The sequence below is a fragment of the Corallococcus sp. M7 genome (assembly GCF_054512695.1).
The window spans coordinates 836,061-852,153 of the sequence record NZ_CM137252.1 but is presented as its reverse complement, the minus strand read 5'-3'; the positions used below and the strand labels follow the sequence as shown (position 1 = coordinate 852,153).

Annotated in this window: 11 protein-coding genes; 3 read left to right on the top strand and 8 right to left on the bottom strand. The window is 73.9% G+C overall.

What is annotated here, in order from left to right; translation table 11 throughout:
- Window position 1 precedes the first annotated feature (1 nt).
- The 4 genes from ACX114_RS03600 to ACX114_RS03585 form a co-directional block, all read right to left on the bottom strand.
- On the bottom strand, window positions 2-2,365 hold the full coding sequence (locus ACX114_RS03600; protein WP_459294723.1) for a hypothetical protein: 2,364 nt from the start codon (window positions 2,363-2,365) through the stop codon (window positions 2-4).
- Between the two features lie 198 nt (window positions 2,366-2,563).
- Window positions 2,564-3,601: a trypsin-like peptidase domain-containing protein gene (locus tag ACX114_RS03595; RefSeq protein WP_459294721.1), complete on the bottom strand. Its 1,038-nt coding sequence runs from the start codon at window positions 3,599-3,601 to the stop codon at window positions 2,564-2,566.
- A gap of 208 nt (window positions 3,602-3,809) precedes the next feature.
- Entirely contained in the window at window positions 3,810-6,173 is a 2,364-nt protein-coding gene (locus ACX114_RS03590) for an alpha-2-macroglobulin family protein (protein WP_459294719.1), read from the bottom strand.
- A complete protein-coding gene (locus tag ACX114_RS03585; protein WP_459294717.1) occupies window positions 6,170-9,286 on the bottom strand; it encodes an MG2 domain-containing protein in 3,117 nt (1,038 codons plus the stop codon). Before ACX114_RS03585 ends, ACX114_RS03590 begins: the two co-directional genes overlap by 4 nt.
- A 104-nt stretch (window positions 9,287-9,390) precedes the next feature.
- On the opposite strand from ACX114_RS03585, the gene ACX114_RS03580 reads away from it, so the two are divergent.
- The gene (locus ACX114_RS03580; RefSeq protein ID WP_459294715.1) at window positions 9,391-10,578 is read left to right on the top strand and encodes a hypothetical protein; all 1,188 of its coding nucleotides are present in this window, start codon (window positions 9,391-9,393) and stop codon (window positions 10,576-10,578) included.
- A 73-nt stretch (window positions 10,579-10,651) separates the two neighbouring features.
- Here ACX114_RS03580 and ACX114_RS03575 read toward each other — a convergent pair whose 3' ends face one another.
- The gene (locus tag ACX114_RS03575; protein WP_120562321.1) at window positions 10,652-10,942 is read right to left on the bottom strand and encodes a hypothetical protein; all 291 of its coding nucleotides are present in this window, start codon (window positions 10,940-10,942) and stop codon (window positions 10,652-10,654) included.
- Window positions 10,935-11,150: a hypothetical protein gene (locus ACX114_RS03570; protein WP_459294713.1), complete on the bottom strand. Its 216-nt coding sequence runs from the start codon at window positions 11,148-11,150 to the stop codon at window positions 10,935-10,937. The genes ACX114_RS03575 and ACX114_RS03570 overlap by 8 nt, the downstream gene beginning before the upstream one ends.
- Window positions 11,151-11,422: 272 nt before the next feature.
- Here ACX114_RS03570 and ACX114_RS03565 point away from each other — a divergent pair, with 272 nt between their 5' ends.
- Window positions 11,423-11,632, top strand: coding sequence for a hypothetical protein (locus ACX114_RS03565; RefSeq protein WP_120550221.1), 210 nt, complete (start codon window positions 11,423-11,425; stop codon window positions 11,630-11,632).
- 36 nt (window positions 11,633-11,668) lie between these two features.
- Here the strand turns inward: ACX114_RS03565 and ACX114_RS03560 are convergent, their stop codons facing one another.
- On the bottom strand, window positions 11,669-12,574 hold the full coding sequence (locus tag ACX114_RS03560; RefSeq protein WP_459294710.1) for an AEC family transporter: 906 nt from the start codon (window positions 12,572-12,574) through the stop codon (window positions 11,669-11,671).
- A gap of 240 nt (window positions 12,575-12,814) precedes the next feature.
- Here ACX114_RS03560 and ACX114_RS03555 point away from each other — a divergent pair, with 240 nt between their 5' ends.
- Window positions 12,815-14,068, top strand: a complete 1,254-nt coding sequence (locus ACX114_RS03555) for an MDR family MFS transporter (RefSeq protein WP_459294708.1) — start codon at window positions 12,815-12,817, stop codon at window positions 14,066-14,068.
- 76 nt (window positions 14,069-14,144) lie between these two features.
- Here ACX114_RS03555 and traC read toward each other — a convergent pair whose 3' ends face one another.
- Window positions 14,145-15,959, bottom strand: a complete 1,815-nt coding sequence (gene traC / locus ACX114_RS03550; RefSeq protein ID WP_459294706.1) for an outer membrane exchange accessory lipoprotein TraC — start codon at window positions 15,957-15,959, stop codon at window positions 14,145-14,147.
- Window positions 15,960-16,093: the final 134 nt, after the last annotated feature.

The following is a 16,093-nucleotide window of genomic DNA, read 5'->3' as shown; positions in this document are numbered from 1 at the left end:
GCTACTTCTCCAGCCGCGACACCATGCCCCACAGGCCGTCGAAGGTGGCGTTGCCCACCTGATGCAGGCCGAAGCCCCAGAGGAACGCGGTCATCCATGCGCCGGAGCCGCCCCACGTGGGCGCGAAGACGTCCAGCACCTGGAGCCCCAGCAGCACCGCGATGATGGACATCATCCCCAGCACCGCGAGCTCCACCTTCCACAGGTCGCGCGAGCGAGGCAGGGGAATCCAATCCAGGTTCACCAGCACGTCGGTGCTCGCCTTCGTGGACGACGGCGGCAGCGGGGAGAGGTTTCCGGTGGCGGGTCCGCCGGGCAGCGGCGATGGCTGCGGCGGTGGTGGTGACTCCAAGGCCGGCTGTGAGAAGGGGTCCAGCGTCACGGCGGAGGGAACGGACTCCAGGGCCAGCCGGCCGCCCATGGACACCGGCGGCGGCGGGAGCGTGACGTGGCGCGCGAAGTCCTCGCGGGCGGCGCGGTACTCCGCCGAGGCCAGGTTCGCTTCGCCCTTGTCCAGGTGCTCGCGTGCCGTTGCCAGCCGCGCGTCCACCGCCGTGCGCCAGTCCGTCAGGGTGTTCAGGCCGCCACCGGACTGGGCCTGGAGCTGCGTCAGCGCCTCCTCCAGGTTGTCCACCAGCTCGCGCAGGTACAGCGCGTGCGCGGACTGGTAGTAGAGGTAGGCCTCGTCCACGCTGGCGGACATGCGGGCCCGCGCACGGGCCAGTTGTTCGCCCACGCGCAGGCGCAGCGCCGCCCACTCCTCCTGCGTGAAGCCGCCGGGCAGCTCCTTCGAAGTGAGGGCGTCCTCCAGGTCCGTCAGGAGGATTTCGAGGAACGCCTCGCGCGCGGTCTCCACCAGCCGGCGCGACGCCTCCAGGTCGGGCCCTGGCAACTGCTGACGCGCACGCAGCACGTACAGGGGCAGCTCGCCCTGGAGCCGGCGGCTCACGGGATCATCCCCGCGCTGGGAGGACAGCGTCCGCGACTGCTGCTCCAGCTCCGACAGCCGCGCCTCCAGCACCGCGCGGGCCACCGCCTCCAGGTCGAGCGTGCGCAGCATCTGCACCTGCTCGCTGAAGTCCGCGGACGTGGCCTGATCATTCTGGAGCAGCGTCTCCACCGCCTTGAGCTTGCGCTCCGCGTCCAGCAGCGCCACGCCCTTGAGCCCCTCCAACTGCCGCAGGAGCACGGACCAGAGGGAGAACAACTGGAGGCGCGCCTCGAAGAGGGCGAGCACGGAGTCCTGCACGACGAGCCCGCTCAACGGCCGCTGGATGTCCGCGAGGAGCGCGTCCACCTGGCGGCGCAGCGACGCGGCCACGGTGGCCTCGCGCTCCAGCGGACGGGCGGGCACCAGGGACTGGAGCTTCTGGCGCGCGGCCTCCGCGCGACTGCGCAGGTTCACGCGCGGGCGCACGCGCTGCACGTAGAAGCGCACCGCCGCGGACGTCACCACGCCCAGGAAGATGAGGAACGCGCCAAACATCGCGGGCGTCTTCACCCAGACGGTGAAGGCCTGCTCCACCGCCGCGCCCTCCGGCACGAGCAGCCGCACCGTGCCGGTGTACTCGCCGGACTCCGGCAGGTCGTCCACGTCCAGGCTCAAGAGGCCGGTGCCGTAGGCGGGCACCTGGAGGACGCCTTCCTTCCCCGGGCCCTGTGGCTGGCCATCCGGTCCACGGAAGAACCACTTCGCGTCCTGCGCCTGCACGGGCGCCGCGCCGTCTCCCGTGCCGCCCGCCCTGCGGTCCAGTTGCACCACCGCCGCGGGCCCCACCGCGCCGCCCACGCCCGCCGTCTCCCGGAAGGACAGCCGCACCGTGGCCTTGCCGGAGAAGGGCCCCAGCGTCCAGCCGCGCGCGGGGGCCACCGGATAGAACTGCACCGTGGGCGCCACCGCCGCGCGCTGCACGACGAGCGGGGTGACCTCCCGCACGCCGTCACCCAGGAGCACCACACGGCCGTGGAAGTCACCGGGCGCGGGCAGGTCCGCGGACAGCGTCACTGTTACCGGCCGCTCCACTGTGATGGGCACCTCCGCCGCGCCCTCCGTCGGGCTCACGCGCACCGTCACCGGCACCTGCGTGCCGTCCGCCGCGAGCAGCGGATCCACCAGCACCGTCACCCGCGTGGCCTCCGCGCCCGCGTCGCGCGGTGCGTCCGGAGACACGTCCGTGGACGTGGGCAGCAGGTCCACGCGCAGCACCGTCTCCAGGTGGGCGGCGGACGTGCGCAGGCGCACCTCGTTGTTGGAGGACAGGCCCGCGAGGCCGAAGCGCGGCGCCGCGCCCGCGAGCATGGGCCCCAGGCAGAGCATGGCGCACGTCAGTGTCACGGCCGTGGAGAGCAGGACCTTCGCGGCCATGGGGCTTCGAGCGGGAAGGCTCATGCGCGGGGACGATAGCAGTCCCCTCCCTCGCGCTCGCATGCGCGTCCACGCGCGCGGATCCGAAGACCCGTCACAGGGGTGTAGCAACCTCGCTTCCCAGCGCGCTGTCGGCGGTGCGGCGCACGAACCTGTCCGACTGTCGGACAGGTTCTGGAAGACCGCGGCCCGGCCGCATCACTCCCAGCCCAGGCGGCGCAGCACGCTCCCGGACAGGCTCGAGCGGATGGTGTCCAGGGGGATGCCCTCGTCGTCCTCGGCGGACTCGTGGCCGGGGCGCGGGTCTCCGCTGTGGTGCAGCGCGACCAGCTCCAGGTCCGGCGTGAAGCACGGCGAACCGGACGAGCCCGGGTGCGTGTTGGTGCAGTAGGTGACTCGCGTCTGGGAGCGGTTGACCGTCTGGAACGTGTCCAGCGCCACCTGCATGGGCCGGCCCTTCGGGTGCTGCACCACGAGCGCCAACGCGCCCGTCTCGAACGCCGTGGGCGACGACGGGGCCAGCGGGATGAAACCGCGCGGCCGGTCGCCCAGCCGGTCCTCGCCGGGGGCGTCCTGAATCTGCAGGAAGGCGTAGTCCAGCTCGTCGCGCGTGGCCTCGCGCGGGCGCGGGTGCATCAGGTCCGCCGGGCTGTGCGGGCTCTGCGCCAGGCACGCTGTCACCGCGAACACCCGGCCGGGATGCACCGCGATTCGGTCCGGCAGCACCTTCAAGTCGAAGCGCACGCGCAGCGCCTCCAATAGCCGGTGCTCGATGACGTGCGAGTTCGTCAGGACGATGTCCGGCGCCACCAGGAAGCCCGTGCCCAGCGCGCGGCCGCCCTCCAGCTCCACGCGGCACACGCGCCGCGACAGCGTGGTCAACCGGTCGCGCCAGACCTGCGGCGTCAGCGCCAGCCTGGACTGCTGGACGATGCGCATCAGGGCGCTGCCGGACACGCTGCGCTGCACGGAGGACAGGTAGCTCTGCAGGAAGCGGCGGATGCGAGGATGGCCCGGCGCCGCCGCGTGCGCGCCGCGCACCAGCACGTCCGTCCACCCCTCCGCCTCCGCGGTGCGCACGAGCGCCCGGGCCCGCGCCGCCCCCTCCCGCTCGACGGGGGGCACCAGGCTGCGGCCGCATTTCACCTCGACCATCCGGTGGAGCTCCTCCACCGAGGTGAACGCGCCCAGGAGGGCGTGGGTCAGTTCCTCCTGTTCGGAGCCTTCAAGCTCCATCCGATTTCCTCGCTGCCACGCGCGATGCATTTCCACCGTGCACCCTGAAGTGTACGCACGCGGGCAGCGATTGCACCGGGCGGGGGGCGCCCGGAGGGACGGGCCCCTGCCGCGCTTCCGGCGCGCATTCCACTCGCCCCGGAGGCCGGACGGAAGGGACCTGCACCGGCGCCGTGAGTGGAGAATGACCCCACGGCGCCGGAGGACGTCAGCGCACCGCCCAGGTGGTGGGCGGCAGCGACGCGGTGATGTCCGGGCGGCCAGGCACGCCCAGTCGCGCCGCGCCCGCCTGCAACGTCCCGGCGAGCGTGGGCAGCACGCGGAACTCCACCTGCACCGGCGCGCCCTGCTCCCTGGGAGAAAGGTCCAGGGACAACGCCCCATCCTGCACATCCCAGGAGATCACCTGTCCGGACGCCACGAGCGCGGCCAGGCTCGCGGGGTCCACCTGCACGCCCGCGGGCAGCTCCTGCTGGAAGCGCAGCGGCAACGAGGACGGCGCACCCACCTGGACGCGCACGTTCGTCAGTTGTCCCACGCGCGCCTCCTTCGGCCCCGTCACGGCCAGTTGCAGGCCGCCCTTCACCTCGCTCTTCCACGGCACCGCGGCGGACAGCGCCAGGGAGAAGCCCAGCCCCGGCACCGCGGGCTCCGCGCGCACGGTCCACGCGTGCGTGCCCGCCGAGCCCGGCGCCGCGGCCTCCAGCGCCAGCACCTCGCGCAAGGCCTTCGTGTCGTAGGTGCCCTCGGTGACGACCTGTCCGTCGCGCGCCACCGTCACGCGCACCCGGTCCGGCAACGGATCCTTGAAGAGGGCCAGCGCCGCGCGCAGCCCCACGCGGTTGGCCTGCCCATCCCCCCAGCCCAGGCCCGGCGTGTAGTGCGCGAGCAGCCAGGCGCCCAGGTCCGCGAGCGGCGCCTTCGCATCGCCCTGGAGGGCGAGCACCGCCATCGCCGTGGCCTCCGCCTCCGAGGGCACCTCCCCGTCCGCGCGCACCGTGTCCGGCTCCACCGGCAGCCACGCGGTGCCGTCCGCGCCGGACTTCAGCGCCTCGCGCACGCGGGTGCGCAGCGCGTCCGCCACGCTGCCCTCCGCGGCGCCCTCCGCCAGCAGCACCGCCGCCGTATAGCCATCCTTCACCTGCGGCAGGTAGCGCTCGAAGACGCCCGACGCGCGCACGGTGAAGGCCGCCGCGCGCTGCTTGCCCTCCGGGGTCCCCTGCGCCGCGCGCACCGTGCGGGCGCAGTCCGCCGTCGCCACCAGCAGGCGCTGGAGCGTCCAGCCCTCACCGCCCTGGCAGGTGCCGTCCGGCCGCTGCGCCTGGGCCACCTGCGCCACCAGCCGCTCGCCCAGCCGCGCGAGCACGGGGTTGTCCGGGTGGGCCAGCGCGCCCTCCGCGAGCCGCGTCGCCACCTCCACCGACGGCGCCCGCGCCGCGCGCAGCACCCGCTGCGTCGCCACCAGCGACAGCGCCTTCAGCGCCGCGGGGTCCGCCGTCTCGCCCAGCGACTTCAGGAGCGCCGGCGCCTGGCCCGCGAGCAGCAGCGCGTACGCGTCCCCCGCCACGTCCACCGGCCGGCGCTCCACCGCCGCCAGCTCCGCGCGCACCATGCCCAGCGCGCCCGGGTACACCTGCAGGCGCACCCGCTCGCTGCCGGTCTGCGCGTCCGCGGGGCCCACCAGGGACAGCGTGCGCGGCGCCGCCAGCGAACCGCCGCGCGTCTGGACCACGGGCTGGCCGGTGGCCCACACGTCGAAGTCGCGCACCACCGCGTCCGTGTCCCCCAGCGAGGCGCGCAGCGTCACCGGCCCCGCGCCCTGGGCCTTCACCGTCACCCACTCCACCACGCTGCCGCGCGCGGGCACCCGCACCGTGCGCGCGCCGGCCTCCACCTGCGCGCCCTTCACGTCCACCTTGAGCGCGGCCTCCACGGCCTTGTCGGTGGTGTTCACCACCTGCACCGGCAAGCGCACCGTGTCGCCCGCGCGGAGGAAGGGCGGCAGCACCGGATCCACGTACGTGGGCAGCGTGCCCGCGAAGGACGTCACCGCTCCCGCCTGCGCGCCAGAGCGGGAGTGCGCGAGCGCCAGCACCCGCCACTGCGTCAGCCGGTCCGGCACGCGCACCGGCACCGTCGCCACGCCGCTCGCGTCCGTCACCACCAGGGGCTCGAAGAGGAACGTCTCCGGGAACCACGCGCGGGTGGGCGCGGCGGTGCCTCCCTTGTCCTTGCTGACGCCCCCCTCCTCCATCTCCGGCTCTGGAGGTGCCGCCATCTCCATCACGGGCGCGGCGGCGGCCATCATGGGTTCGGGCCCGCCGCCTCCCCGCGCGCCGACGGCCTCGTCGTCGTAGGACTCCTCCGACCCGAAGCTCTTCATCGCCTTGCGCTCCAAGCCGTCGGAGCCTGGCGCCATGGCGACCTCCATGGAGTCGCCCGCGAGCGCGGCGGCGGACTGGCCCATGGTCTTGCGGACCAGGTCCCCCGTCACCACCGCGATCATCACCCCGCCCAGCACGAACCCCACCCCGAGGCCCACGGCCCCGGACATCCACGAGCGCTCCTTCATGGCGCCTCCCGGGCGACCCACGCGCCCCAGTTCACGACGTCCTCTGGCAACCGCGTTCCATTCACCACCACCGCGCGCGGATCCGTGAGGGCCAGCAGGTCCTCCGGCAGCCGCGACAGGCGCAGCTTGCGGCCGAACGCATCCGTCACCTTCTGCCCGCGCTGCTCGCACGCGGCCAGCGACTCCGCCCACAGCCGCGCGAGCCCCGCGGGGTCCAACGTCTCACCCTCGGGCGCGGTCTCCTCCCACTTGCGCGTGCGCGCGTGCAGCTCCGTCAGCACCGCGTAGAAGGGCTCCGTCAGCTCCGCGTCGGGGGAGAAGGGGCTCGTGCTGCTCACCGACAGGGGCGTCTCCACGTCCTCCAGCGTGGGCACCGCTGTCACGCGCAGGAGCGCCGCCGCGGCCGCGTTCGCGCCCCGGATGCGCCCCATGGCCAGCGCCTGGCCGTCCAGCACACCGAAGGCCGGCGTGGCCACCGAGGGCGCGGGCCGCAGCCCGTCCAGCGCGTCGGCGCCCGGCAGCGGCGCCAGTTGGGACAGCGTCTCGTCCACGCCGAAGAGGCCCACCGCCGCCTCGCCGTCCTTGCCGTCCACGCGCGTGTGGACCTGGAGGTGCGCCAGCTCCCCGGGCGCGTACGCGGGCTTGTCCGGGGACACCTCCACCGTCAGCGCCGCGCGGGGCGCCACGTACACGCGCGCGGTCGCCGCCACGCCCTCCACCTGCGCCCAGCCCTCGAAGTCCTTGGGCAGCGTGAAGTGCGCGGAGCGCGTGGCCGGGTCCAGCTTCTCCTTGAGCCGCGTCGGCCCCGCCACCAGCTCCAGCGTCTTGGGCAGCTCGCCCGTGAAGCCGGGGCCGCGCAGGAGCTCCACCTTCACGGGCTCGCCCGCCTTCGCCAGCACCGGCGTCATGCGCAGGCGCAGCGGCGGCAGGCGCGCGGGGCGCAGCACGAACTTCGTCTCCCCCATGTCCTGGCCGTCCCACTTCGCGCGGACCTTCAACTCGTAGCCCAGGAACGTGGTGGCCTGGGGCGGACGGGGCATGCCGTTGCCGCCGTAGTTCGGCTGCGCGGTGAAGCGCACCACGCCCATGGCCTCCGATCGCCGCCGTCCCGCCAGCAGCTCCGCCTGCGTCGAGGCCGGAACGCGGATGCGCGCGAAGCGCTCCTTCACGCACGCCAGCGCCGCCGCGGCGGCAGGGGGCGTGGCCTCGCTCGTGGGCTCCGCCACCCAGGACAGCGCCAGCTCCGGCTTGTCCGCCCACCGCCGCCACGTCAGCACGCCGGGCACCGCGACGGCGCGGTCCAGCGTGGGCGGCAGGCACGAGCGCGCATCCAGCGCGGCGACCGTCAATCCCTCGCTCACGCCCCGCTCGTCCCCGAAGGCGGCCTGCGTGTTCCAGCGGAAGGAGGGCAGGCCCGGGTCCTGGACCTGGAAGCGCAGCTGGAGCATCCGCTCCGCGCGCGCCGGCAGTCCCTTCGCGCGCAGCGCCGACACCATGCACGCCTCCAGCCCCTCCTCCGCGCCGGCCACGTCCAGCACTTGTCCGGACGCGCCCACCCGCACCACGAACTCCGCCATGGCCGCGCCAAGGGCCGGAGAGACGAAGCGCGCGCAGGGGTGCAGCGCGGGCAGCAGCCGCTCCAGCGCGAGCTGATCCTCCAGCGACGCCTGTCCTCCCTGCGCGCCCAGCAGGTCCTGCGACGACACGAGCGACACGGGCGGCGGACGCGGCTGCACGCGCACCGGCAGCGGCGGCACCACCACGTTCACCGCAGGGCCTGGATCCAACTGGAAGGCGGCCACGCCGTCCTCGTCCGCCACCGCGCTCACGCCCGGGTCGCGTGGGTCCCACGCGCGCGTCACCGTCACCTCCGCGCCCGGCAGCACCTGTCCCGACGCGGTGGTGGCGCGCAGGTAGACGCGGTTGCTGAAGCCCGCCACCAGCCCGTCCTCCAGCTCCGTCACGGAGGTCACGGCCAGCGCGTCCTCGGACAGGAGGAGCGACACGCCGCCGCGCACCGGCTCGCCCGTGGGGTCCTTCGCCTCCAGGCTCGCGCTCAGCGTGGCCTGGCCGCGCAGGTCCTGGGGCACGCGCGGCAGCGTCACGCGGAAGCGGCCGGCGGCATCCGTGCGCGCCTTCGTCGGCAGCCCGCCCTGGAGCCACTCCGTCGGAGGAGGCCATGCGCCCGCGTGGCTCCACGCCAGCGTCACGTCCGTGTCCGCCACCGGCGCGCCGGACGCGTACGACACCTGCCCCGTCACCTCCGGCGTGTCATTGGCGCGCCAGAAGGGCCGGGGGCTCATCGCCTCCATCCGCAGGCGCGGCAGCGTGAAGGGCTCCACCGTGAAGGCCGCGTCACCGGAGGCGCCACCGCTCGTCCACGCCACCGTCCACGTGCCCGTGGGCGCGCCCCGGTCCAGCGGGAAGTCCCCCGCCACCACGCCCCAGTTGCCCGCGGGCGCGCGCTCCTCCAGCACCACCTCGCCGGAGGGGTCCATCACCTTCCACGTCCCCGGCCGTCCGTCGAGCGGCGACAGGTCCTTCGCGCGCAGCGCCACCGCGCGGAAGCGCACCCGGTGCCCGGGCTCGTAGAGGGGCCGGTCCGTCAGCACGCGCACCCGCGCGGGCGCGTACAGGGGCAGCGCCACATCCACCGTGCCGGTGCCCAGCGCCGTGGTGACGCGCGCGCGCAGTTGATAGTCGCCATCCGGCACCGCGGGCAGCGTCACCGGCGCGGACATGGGACCGCCACCTTCACGCTCCCAGCGGCCGTCCTTGTCCAGCGGCAGCGGCGTCTCCTTGCCGGACGCGTCCACCAGGAACAGCGCCGCGGAGCCGCGGCCCACGAAGGCCATCAGCTCGTGGCCCTTCGCGTCCATGCCGTGCGCCTGCGCCGAGACCCTCACGCGGCTGGAGGCCCCGCGCGCGATCCCGCTGGCGGACAGGCTCACCGTCTGGCGGAACGCCCCATCCGGACACGCGCGCACGTCCACGCCCTGGAACATCCAGGCGGACAGACACCGCCCGGAAGACATGAAGGCCAGGCCTCCCCCCACGAACAACAGCCCGAGCCCCCCGGCCACCCATCGCCGGCGCTGGATGCCACCTGTCATGCGTTTTCTCCCCGTCTGTCCACTGTACGCCGGAAAGCGGGGAGCCGGTCCCCACCTCCCCCCGTTGACGTATCCGTGGGGTGGCTGGGCTAGGGTGGCGCGCCATGGCCGTGTCGAAGAACCGTCCCCCGCAGGATGCCCTGCCGCCCCGCCTGGATGCGCTGCTCGAAGCCTTGATGGACCGCGACTTCGCGACGCGGCTGCGCAAGGTCTACCAGGCGGCCGCCATCGCCATCGACCGGCTGGGGCACCTGAGCATCGTGAAGTACGAGCCCACCACCGCCGAACCCGACGACGCCGCGGACCTGTCCCTCTGGGAGACGATGGCGCCCGCCATCGGCGAGACGCTGACGGACGTCAACAAGCTGGTGGCCGCCATCCGCGACGCCTTCCCGCCGCCCGCGCGCCCCGCCTCGTCCAACGACGGCGGCTGGGCCCCGCCGCCCGCGAGCTCCGACGAGCGCCTGTCCCAGGAGGCGGAGGCCGTGCTGCACGCCAGCGCGGAGCGCCTGTCCAGGCGCTTGCAGGAGCTGGGCGTGCAGATGCGCCGGCCGGAGGTGGTGAGCGACCGCTGGACGCTGATGTCGGAGCTGGCCGCGTCGCGCGCGGACTTCCGCAACCGCATCGGCGACCTCGTGTACCTCACCGCCGCGGCCTTCGCGGACGTGCGCCGCGAGGACGTGGTGCCCGGCTACGCGAACCAGGTGGGCGCGCGCGTGGCCCTGCGCGGCGCCGCAGCCGACCTGCGCCGCTCCCTGCAGGGCCGGCTGGAGCGCGCCGCGAAGGCCACGGACGCGCAGAGGCCCGCGCTCGCGAGACAGGCCGAGGAGAGCCTGGCCGCGTTCGTGTCCCTGCCCGCGTCGCTCGCGCTGAAGACGCCCACCAAGCGCGAAATCGTCGCGGCGCGAGGCCGGCTGCGCGAAGCGGGCACGCGGCCCGAGCTGGGGCCGGACGTACTGCCCGGGCTCGTGGAGCCCTTCCTCGCGCTGCTGGAGGAGGCGATGGAGGAGCTGACCCGCGCGTGGCTCACCGTGCACGACCGCGCGGTGTGGGCCGCGAGCGGGACCCGGCTGGAGCAGGTGGAGATGCACCTGGAGCTGGGCTCTCCGGGCGCGGCGCGCGTCCTGGAGGAGGCGGTGACGGCGGCGGGCGCGCTCTCGGGACGCTCGGCGCCCTTCGACGCGTTCCTGCGCAAGGGGCGTCAGGAGGCCTCCGCGGGGCTCAACGAGGCCGGCGCGCGCGACCTGCTCGCCCGCTTCCGCGAGCGGCTGGCCAGTCTGCCGTTCAGCTAGCGAGTCACGCTTCGACAGGGCCCGAGTGCCTCCGGGCCCTGGAAGCGGACAAGCGGACGACGCCCCTGGAGCCTCAGGGCTTCGCGGGCGTGGCCGGCGCGGGCAGCGCGGGGGCGTCCTTCTTCGGAGGCAGGATGCGCAGCTCCTCGAAGCGCTCCGCCAGCGTCTGCGGCGTCAGCTCTTCCTGCCACTGCTTGGGGTTGGTGTTCCACCCGAAGTCGGCCGGCACCTTGCCGCCGCCCTGGCTGGAGTAACCAATCATTTCCGGGAACTGCGCGGACCAACGGCCGCCCGGATCCGGCTCCTTGGTGACGTGCTGCCGGTTGGGGAGGATGAAGGGCTTGGGCTTGGGAGCATCACTCATGCAGCCAAGCCTCTCCGAAAGAGACCTCATTGGGTAGAGCCAAGCGGGGCTCCTGCCGCCTTCGCGCATGGTTCTTGGGAGGCAGCACGCTGGGCCCCAGCTCGAACACCGCCGCGAAGTAGCGCGCCTGCGACTCGCTGCCGTACCGGTAGCGCCGCACGCCCCCCGCGTGCGCCACTTCCACCCGCCAGCCCTTCCGGTCGCACATGACCTTCACTGTGTTCCCTGCACCCATCCCGCGCCCCCCGTCCCGTTGCTGTCCGAGGGAGCTCTATGAAATCCCCGTGCCAGCGTCCGCAAGGCCGCCCAACAGGTTGCGGTGTCGGCGGGTGAGCAGTCGGAGCTCGGCCGGTAACCTTTGCAGGCTGCCCTGAGGGGCCGTCTTCTGTGCCCGAAAGGTGGGGCAAGGCGCCATACCGGGTCCTCGCGGAGGGGAGCCGGTCTGCTTGTGTCGGGCAGATCCTGCGTTAACTCAATGGCATGACCCACTTCGAGACCCAGAGCGGAGAGCGGTTCGCGGACTTCGATCTTCCCGAGGGCTGCATGATGTGTGGCGGCGCGGTCTCCATCCGGGCCACGCCAGCCGGTGCCCACGGCTATTGCCCGCACTGCCATGTGCTGTCGCGCCCGCAGATGCGCGTGAAGCCCAACGGCGTCGAGCTCTCCTTCGAGACCACGGCGCTCGCCTGAAACGAACCCCTGACGCCCGTGCTGCTCGGGCGGGCGTCAGTGCACCAGGGACAAGAGCAGCGGCGCGGTGGCGAATGACAGCGGAATGCCCACGCCCACCATCAGCACCGCCAGGTCCGGGTCCAGGTCGTGCTCGGCCGCGAGGATGGCCGCCGTCACCATGGGCGCCATGGCGATTTGCAGCACCGTGGCCTGCCTCACCACCAGCGCCAGCCCGGGCATGAGCATCAGCAGCCCCAGCACCGCCAGCGGCGCGAGCACCAGCTTGTAGGACAGCCCCAGCGCGAGCGCCGGCGCGCGCGGCCACAGCCCCTTCAGCCGCAGCTGGAAGCCCACGACGAACAGCGCCAGCGGCGTGAGCAGGTCCCCCAGCCGCTGGAGCACGGACTCCAGCCAGTCCGGGAAGGGGAAGGGGCGCAGGAGCAGCGCCACCACCAGCGCCTGGAAAGGGGCGAACCCCAGCACCTTGCGGAAGAGCGTGCGCACGGACAGCTCCGACCGGGCGCTGGCCCTCGCCGCCGTCAGCGTGGCGAGCGTCGCCAGCACCAGGAACGAGCCCAGTTGGTCCGCCACCACCGCCACCGGCACGCCTTGGGGCCCCAACAGCGCGGCGGCCATGGGCAGGCCCACGAAGGCCGTGTTGCCCAGCCCCGCGGTGAGGATGAGCGCCGCCACCGACTGACGCGACAGCCCCAGCCGGGGGCCGAGCAGGCGCATGAAGAGCACCGCTCCGGCGAAGAGCAGCCACGGCGCCGCGGCGGCCACCACCAGCCCGGGCGCGAACTCCAGCCGGTGCATGGCGCGCAGCACCAGCGCCGGCAGCGACACGTTGAGGAGGAAGACGTTGAACGCGGGCGCCGTCCCCTCCGGGAACCGGCCGCTGCGTCGCGCCAATACGCCCAGGACGAGGCACACCCCCAAAAGACCGATGACCTGCCCCATGCCCGCCTTGCGTCCCGCCTTCCTGGGTGTGGATTGGCGCGGCAACCTGGAGGAGCCCGCCAGCGATGTCCAGCGCCATGAGGGTGCGCCCGGGAAGTCGCGTTTCGCGGGCGGCTGGAATGCCTGCGGCTCCAACCGCCCGCGCGGGCCAGAGGGCGCATGGAAACGAGTGGGGCGTGGGCGCATGCTGGCGGGCGCCCGCGGTCAGTCCCACCTCCCCACGGCCGTCGGGCAAACGCCATGAATCCCGTTGCCACGGTGTTGAGAGCGCTGGGCGGGGGTGGCCTGCCACGGACGTACTGGGTCCTGTGGGTGGGCACCTTCGTGAACCGGCTGGGGTCCTTCGTCGCGCCGTTCCTGGCGCTGTACCTCACGCGCGAGCGCGGCTTCAGCGTGGAGCAGGCGGGCTTCATCGTGGCGCTCAACGGCGCGGGCGCGGTGCTGGCGGCGCCCCTGGGGGGCATGCTCGCGGACCGGGTGGGCCGGCGGCTGACGCTCGCGGGGGGCCTGTGGCTGGGGTCGGGGGCCATGCTGCTCATCGGCCACTCGGAGACGCCGGGACGCATCGCGGTGGCGGCGTTCCTCTTGGGCATCCTGGGGGACTTGTACCGGCCGGCGGTGTCCGCGGCGGTGGCGGACCTGGTGGCGCCCCGGGACCGGGCGCGCGCGTACGGGTTGCTCTACTGGGTCATCAACCTGGGCTTCGCCATCGCGCTGCCGCTGGCGGGCCTGCTCGCGGGGCTGGGCTACCGGCTGCTCTTCATCGCGGACGCGGTGACCACGTTCCTCTACGGCTGCTGCGTCTGGGCGTTCGTGCCGGAGACGCGGCCCCCGGAGGCGCGGGCGGCGCACGCGTCCCACACCCCGCTGGGGGCGGTGCTGACGCCCTTCCGCGACAGCGTGTACCTGGCCTTCTGCCTGCCGGTGTTCGCGCTGGCCCTGCTCTTCCACCAGAGCTTCATGAGCCTGCCGCTGACGCTGACCCAGCAGGGCCTGACGCCCGCCCAGTACGGGCTGGTGATGTCCGTCAACGGCGTGCTCATCGTCGCGCTCCAGCCCTTCGTCGTGCGAGGCGTGGGCCGGGTGCGCCGCTCCACCGCGCTGGCCGTGGCGGGCGTGCTCACCGCCGTGGGCTTCGGGCTGCACGCGCTGCCGGCCACCGTGCCGCTCGCGATGGCCGCCGTGGCGGTGTGGACCTTGGGCGAAATCGTCCACTCGCCGGTGGCGCCGTCGGTGGTGGCGGACCTGGCGCCGGCGGAGCTGCGCGGCAGCTACCAGGGCGCGTACCACATGATGTGGGGCCTGGCGTCCAGCGTCGCCCCCGCGCTGGGAGGCGCGATGCTGGGCCACGTGGGTGCCACCGCGCTGTGGGCGGGCTGCTTCTGCGTGGGCCTGGCCGCCGCCGCGTGGCACCTGACCATCGCGGGAGCGCGCAGGCGCCGGGTGGAGACGCTGCGGCTGGAGCGCCCGGAGATGAGCGCCAGCCTGGACTGAGGGGGGTGGGCCGCCCGCGCCAGAGGCGGCCTGCCTCGCCGCGACCGCTTTCGCGCCGCGAGGCGCGGGCGATGGGCTACTGCCCGACGCCGAGCAGGGCCTCGGGCCGGGTGAGGCCGCGCGCGCGGGCCACGGGCTGGAGGATGTCCTGCGGCGGCGCGTCCGCGGTGAGCAGCAGCGCGCGCACGGCGGTCTCCACCACGTCCTCCGCGCCGGGGCGCACCATGCCGCGGCGGGCGTCCTCCACGCGCTTGCCGCGGTACAGGTCGAAGCGCTCCTTCACGTGCTTCGCCACGTCCGCCACGGCCTTGTCGCCCGCGTCCACGCGCAGCTCCAGCTCGTTGCGCAGCTGCACCGGGTCCGCGAGCACGCCGTAGCGGTCATAGCCCTTGTGCGCCAGGTCCTCGTGCAGCACCGCGTAGTCCTGCGTGTTGGGCGCGGGCACCTGCTGGGGCGTCAGGAGGTCGCGCATCACCGACGTCACGGTGGCCGTCACGGTGAGCCGGTGCAGCTGCACGTCGTAGACGAAGTCCGAGTACATGGGCTCCTCCACGGTGATGGGCTCGCGGAAGACGGAGTCGCGGTTGCGCTGCACCTCGGAGCGCTGGGTCTCCGCCTTGTCCAGGGCCACCTGCACCGCCACCTCCAGCACGCGCGCCGCCTTGGCCTTCATCGACATCAGGCCCTCATCCTGGGTGCACTGGCCGGAGCACCGCTCCGGGTCGCACTCGCTGGGCACCTTGCCCGGGCTCTTCGCGTCGCGGGCCTCCTCGCCGCACTCCTGGATGGCCGCGCGGCACTCGCGCTTCTCCCGCTCGCGGCAGCGCTCGGCGGCGTCGCGCAGCGTGCCCAGCTCCACCTGGGCCTTGAGGTACTCACGCAGCACGGCGGCCTGCTTGCGCTCCACGCCCTCCAGGGTGCGCTCCGCCTCCAGCAGCTTCTTCTCGTAGTCGCCGCGCTTGGGGTTGGGCACGGAGCGATTGCCCGCGAGGTAGCGCTGGCTCTTCTGGGAATCCTCCACCGCCTTGAGCGGCAGCACGCGCTCCAGGGCCAGGTCCAGCTTCACGCCCACGCGGCCCGGGGGCGCCTCCGTCACGACCTTCAGGGGCAGCTTCGTGGGCAGCGCCGACGCCAGCCGGCCCGCGCTCAGCCGCTGGGCCACGTCGGGGGCCTGGGCGTTGTCCTCCACGGGCGAGGCCACCACCAGGAAGGCCACCTCGTCGCGCAGCCGCTGCCGCACGGACTCCGCGCGCTCGCGGGCGGCGGTGGCGCCCACGCGCTCCTGGTCCGCGCGCACGTAGGCCACGAGCGCGTTGCCCAGCTTGCCGGACTTCTCCAGCGTCTCCGCGCTGGCGAAGAAGCGCTTCGCCCACGCCACCTGCACGGCGTCCACGCCCTTGCGGGCATTCACGTGGTCCGGCGACACGGCCAGCACCGCGTCCAGCTCCGCGCGGGCGTCCTGGAGCTTCTCCTCCTTGAGCAGCCCCAGGGCCACCTGGACGCGCGCCTCCAGCGTCTGGGCGAGCAGCGCGCGAGCCCCTTCATGGTCGGGGTTCAGCTCCAGCACGCGCACCAGCAGCTTGGTGGCGGACGGCAGGTCCCCGGAGGAATGGGCGGCGCCGGCCTCCTGGTACACCTCCTCGCCCCACTCCCTGCGCACCGCGCGCAGCTTCACGGTGATTTCGGAGGCCTCCGGGTCCGCGGCCAGGGCGCGCAGGTAGGCGGCTTCCGCTTCCGCCCAGTGGCGCTCCTTCACGGCGCCGTCGCCCTCGCGCACCGCGCGGGAGAAGGCGGAACAGCCGCTGAGCAGCACGAGCGACAACAGGGCCAGGGCGCTCAGCCAGCGGGAGGAATCGCGGGGGGGTCGGGCGGGGGAGCTCACGCGCCGCATTCTCGCGGGAAAGCGCTCCGGGCGTGAAGATTCCGACGGCCCGCCCGGCCGGTTGCTCCGCGTGAAGGCAGACATCCTGGGGGGACGGGCCAGGGACGCCCGACGTCATTAGGCTGTTGTGCCTTTTGAATGTG

Excerpts from the sequence above, each read along its gene's own strand:
- traC (WP_459294706.1), bottom strand. The coding sequence starts at position 15,959 with ATGCGGCGCGTGAGCTCCCCCGCCCGACCCCCCCGCGATTCCTCCCGC.
- ACX114_RS03580 (WP_459294715.1), top strand. The coding sequence starts at position 9,391 with ATGGCCGTGTCGAAGAACCGTCCCCCGCAGGATGCCCTGCCGCCCCGC.
- ACX114_RS03585 (WP_459294717.1), bottom strand. The coding sequence starts at position 9,286 with ATGACAGGTGGCATCCAGCGCCGGCGATGGGTGGCCGGGGGGCTCGGG.
- ACX114_RS03570 (WP_459294713.1), bottom strand. The coding sequence starts at position 11,150 with ATGTGCGACCGGAAGGGCTGGCGGGTGGAAGTGGCGCACGCGGGGGGC.
- ACX114_RS03565 (WP_120550221.1), top strand. The coding sequence starts at position 11,423 with ATGACCCACTTCGAGACCCAGAGCGGAGAGCGGTTCGCGGACTTCGAT.
- ACX114_RS03560 (WP_459294710.1), bottom strand. The coding sequence starts at position 12,574 with ATGGGGCAGGTCATCGGTCTTTTGGGGGTGTGCCTCGTCCTGGGCGTA.
- ACX114_RS03590 (WP_459294719.1), bottom strand. The coding sequence starts at position 6,173 with ATGAAGGAGCGCTCGTGGATGTCCGGGGCCGTGGGCCTCGGGGTGGGG.
- ACX114_RS03575 (WP_120562321.1), bottom strand. The coding sequence starts at position 10,942 with ATGAGTGATGCTCCCAAGCCCAAGCCCTTCATCCTCCCCAACCGGCAG.
- ACX114_RS03595 (WP_459294721.1), bottom strand. The coding sequence starts at position 3,601 with ATGGAGCTTGAAGGCTCCGAACAGGAGGAACTGACCCACGCCCTCCTG.
- ACX114_RS03600 (WP_459294723.1), bottom strand. The coding sequence starts at position 2,365 with ATGGCCGCGAAGGTCCTGCTCTCCACGGCCGTGACACTGACGTGCGCC.
- ACX114_RS03555 (WP_459294708.1), top strand. The coding sequence starts at position 12,815 with ATGAATCCCGTTGCCACGGTGTTGAGAGCGCTGGGCGGGGGTGGCCTG.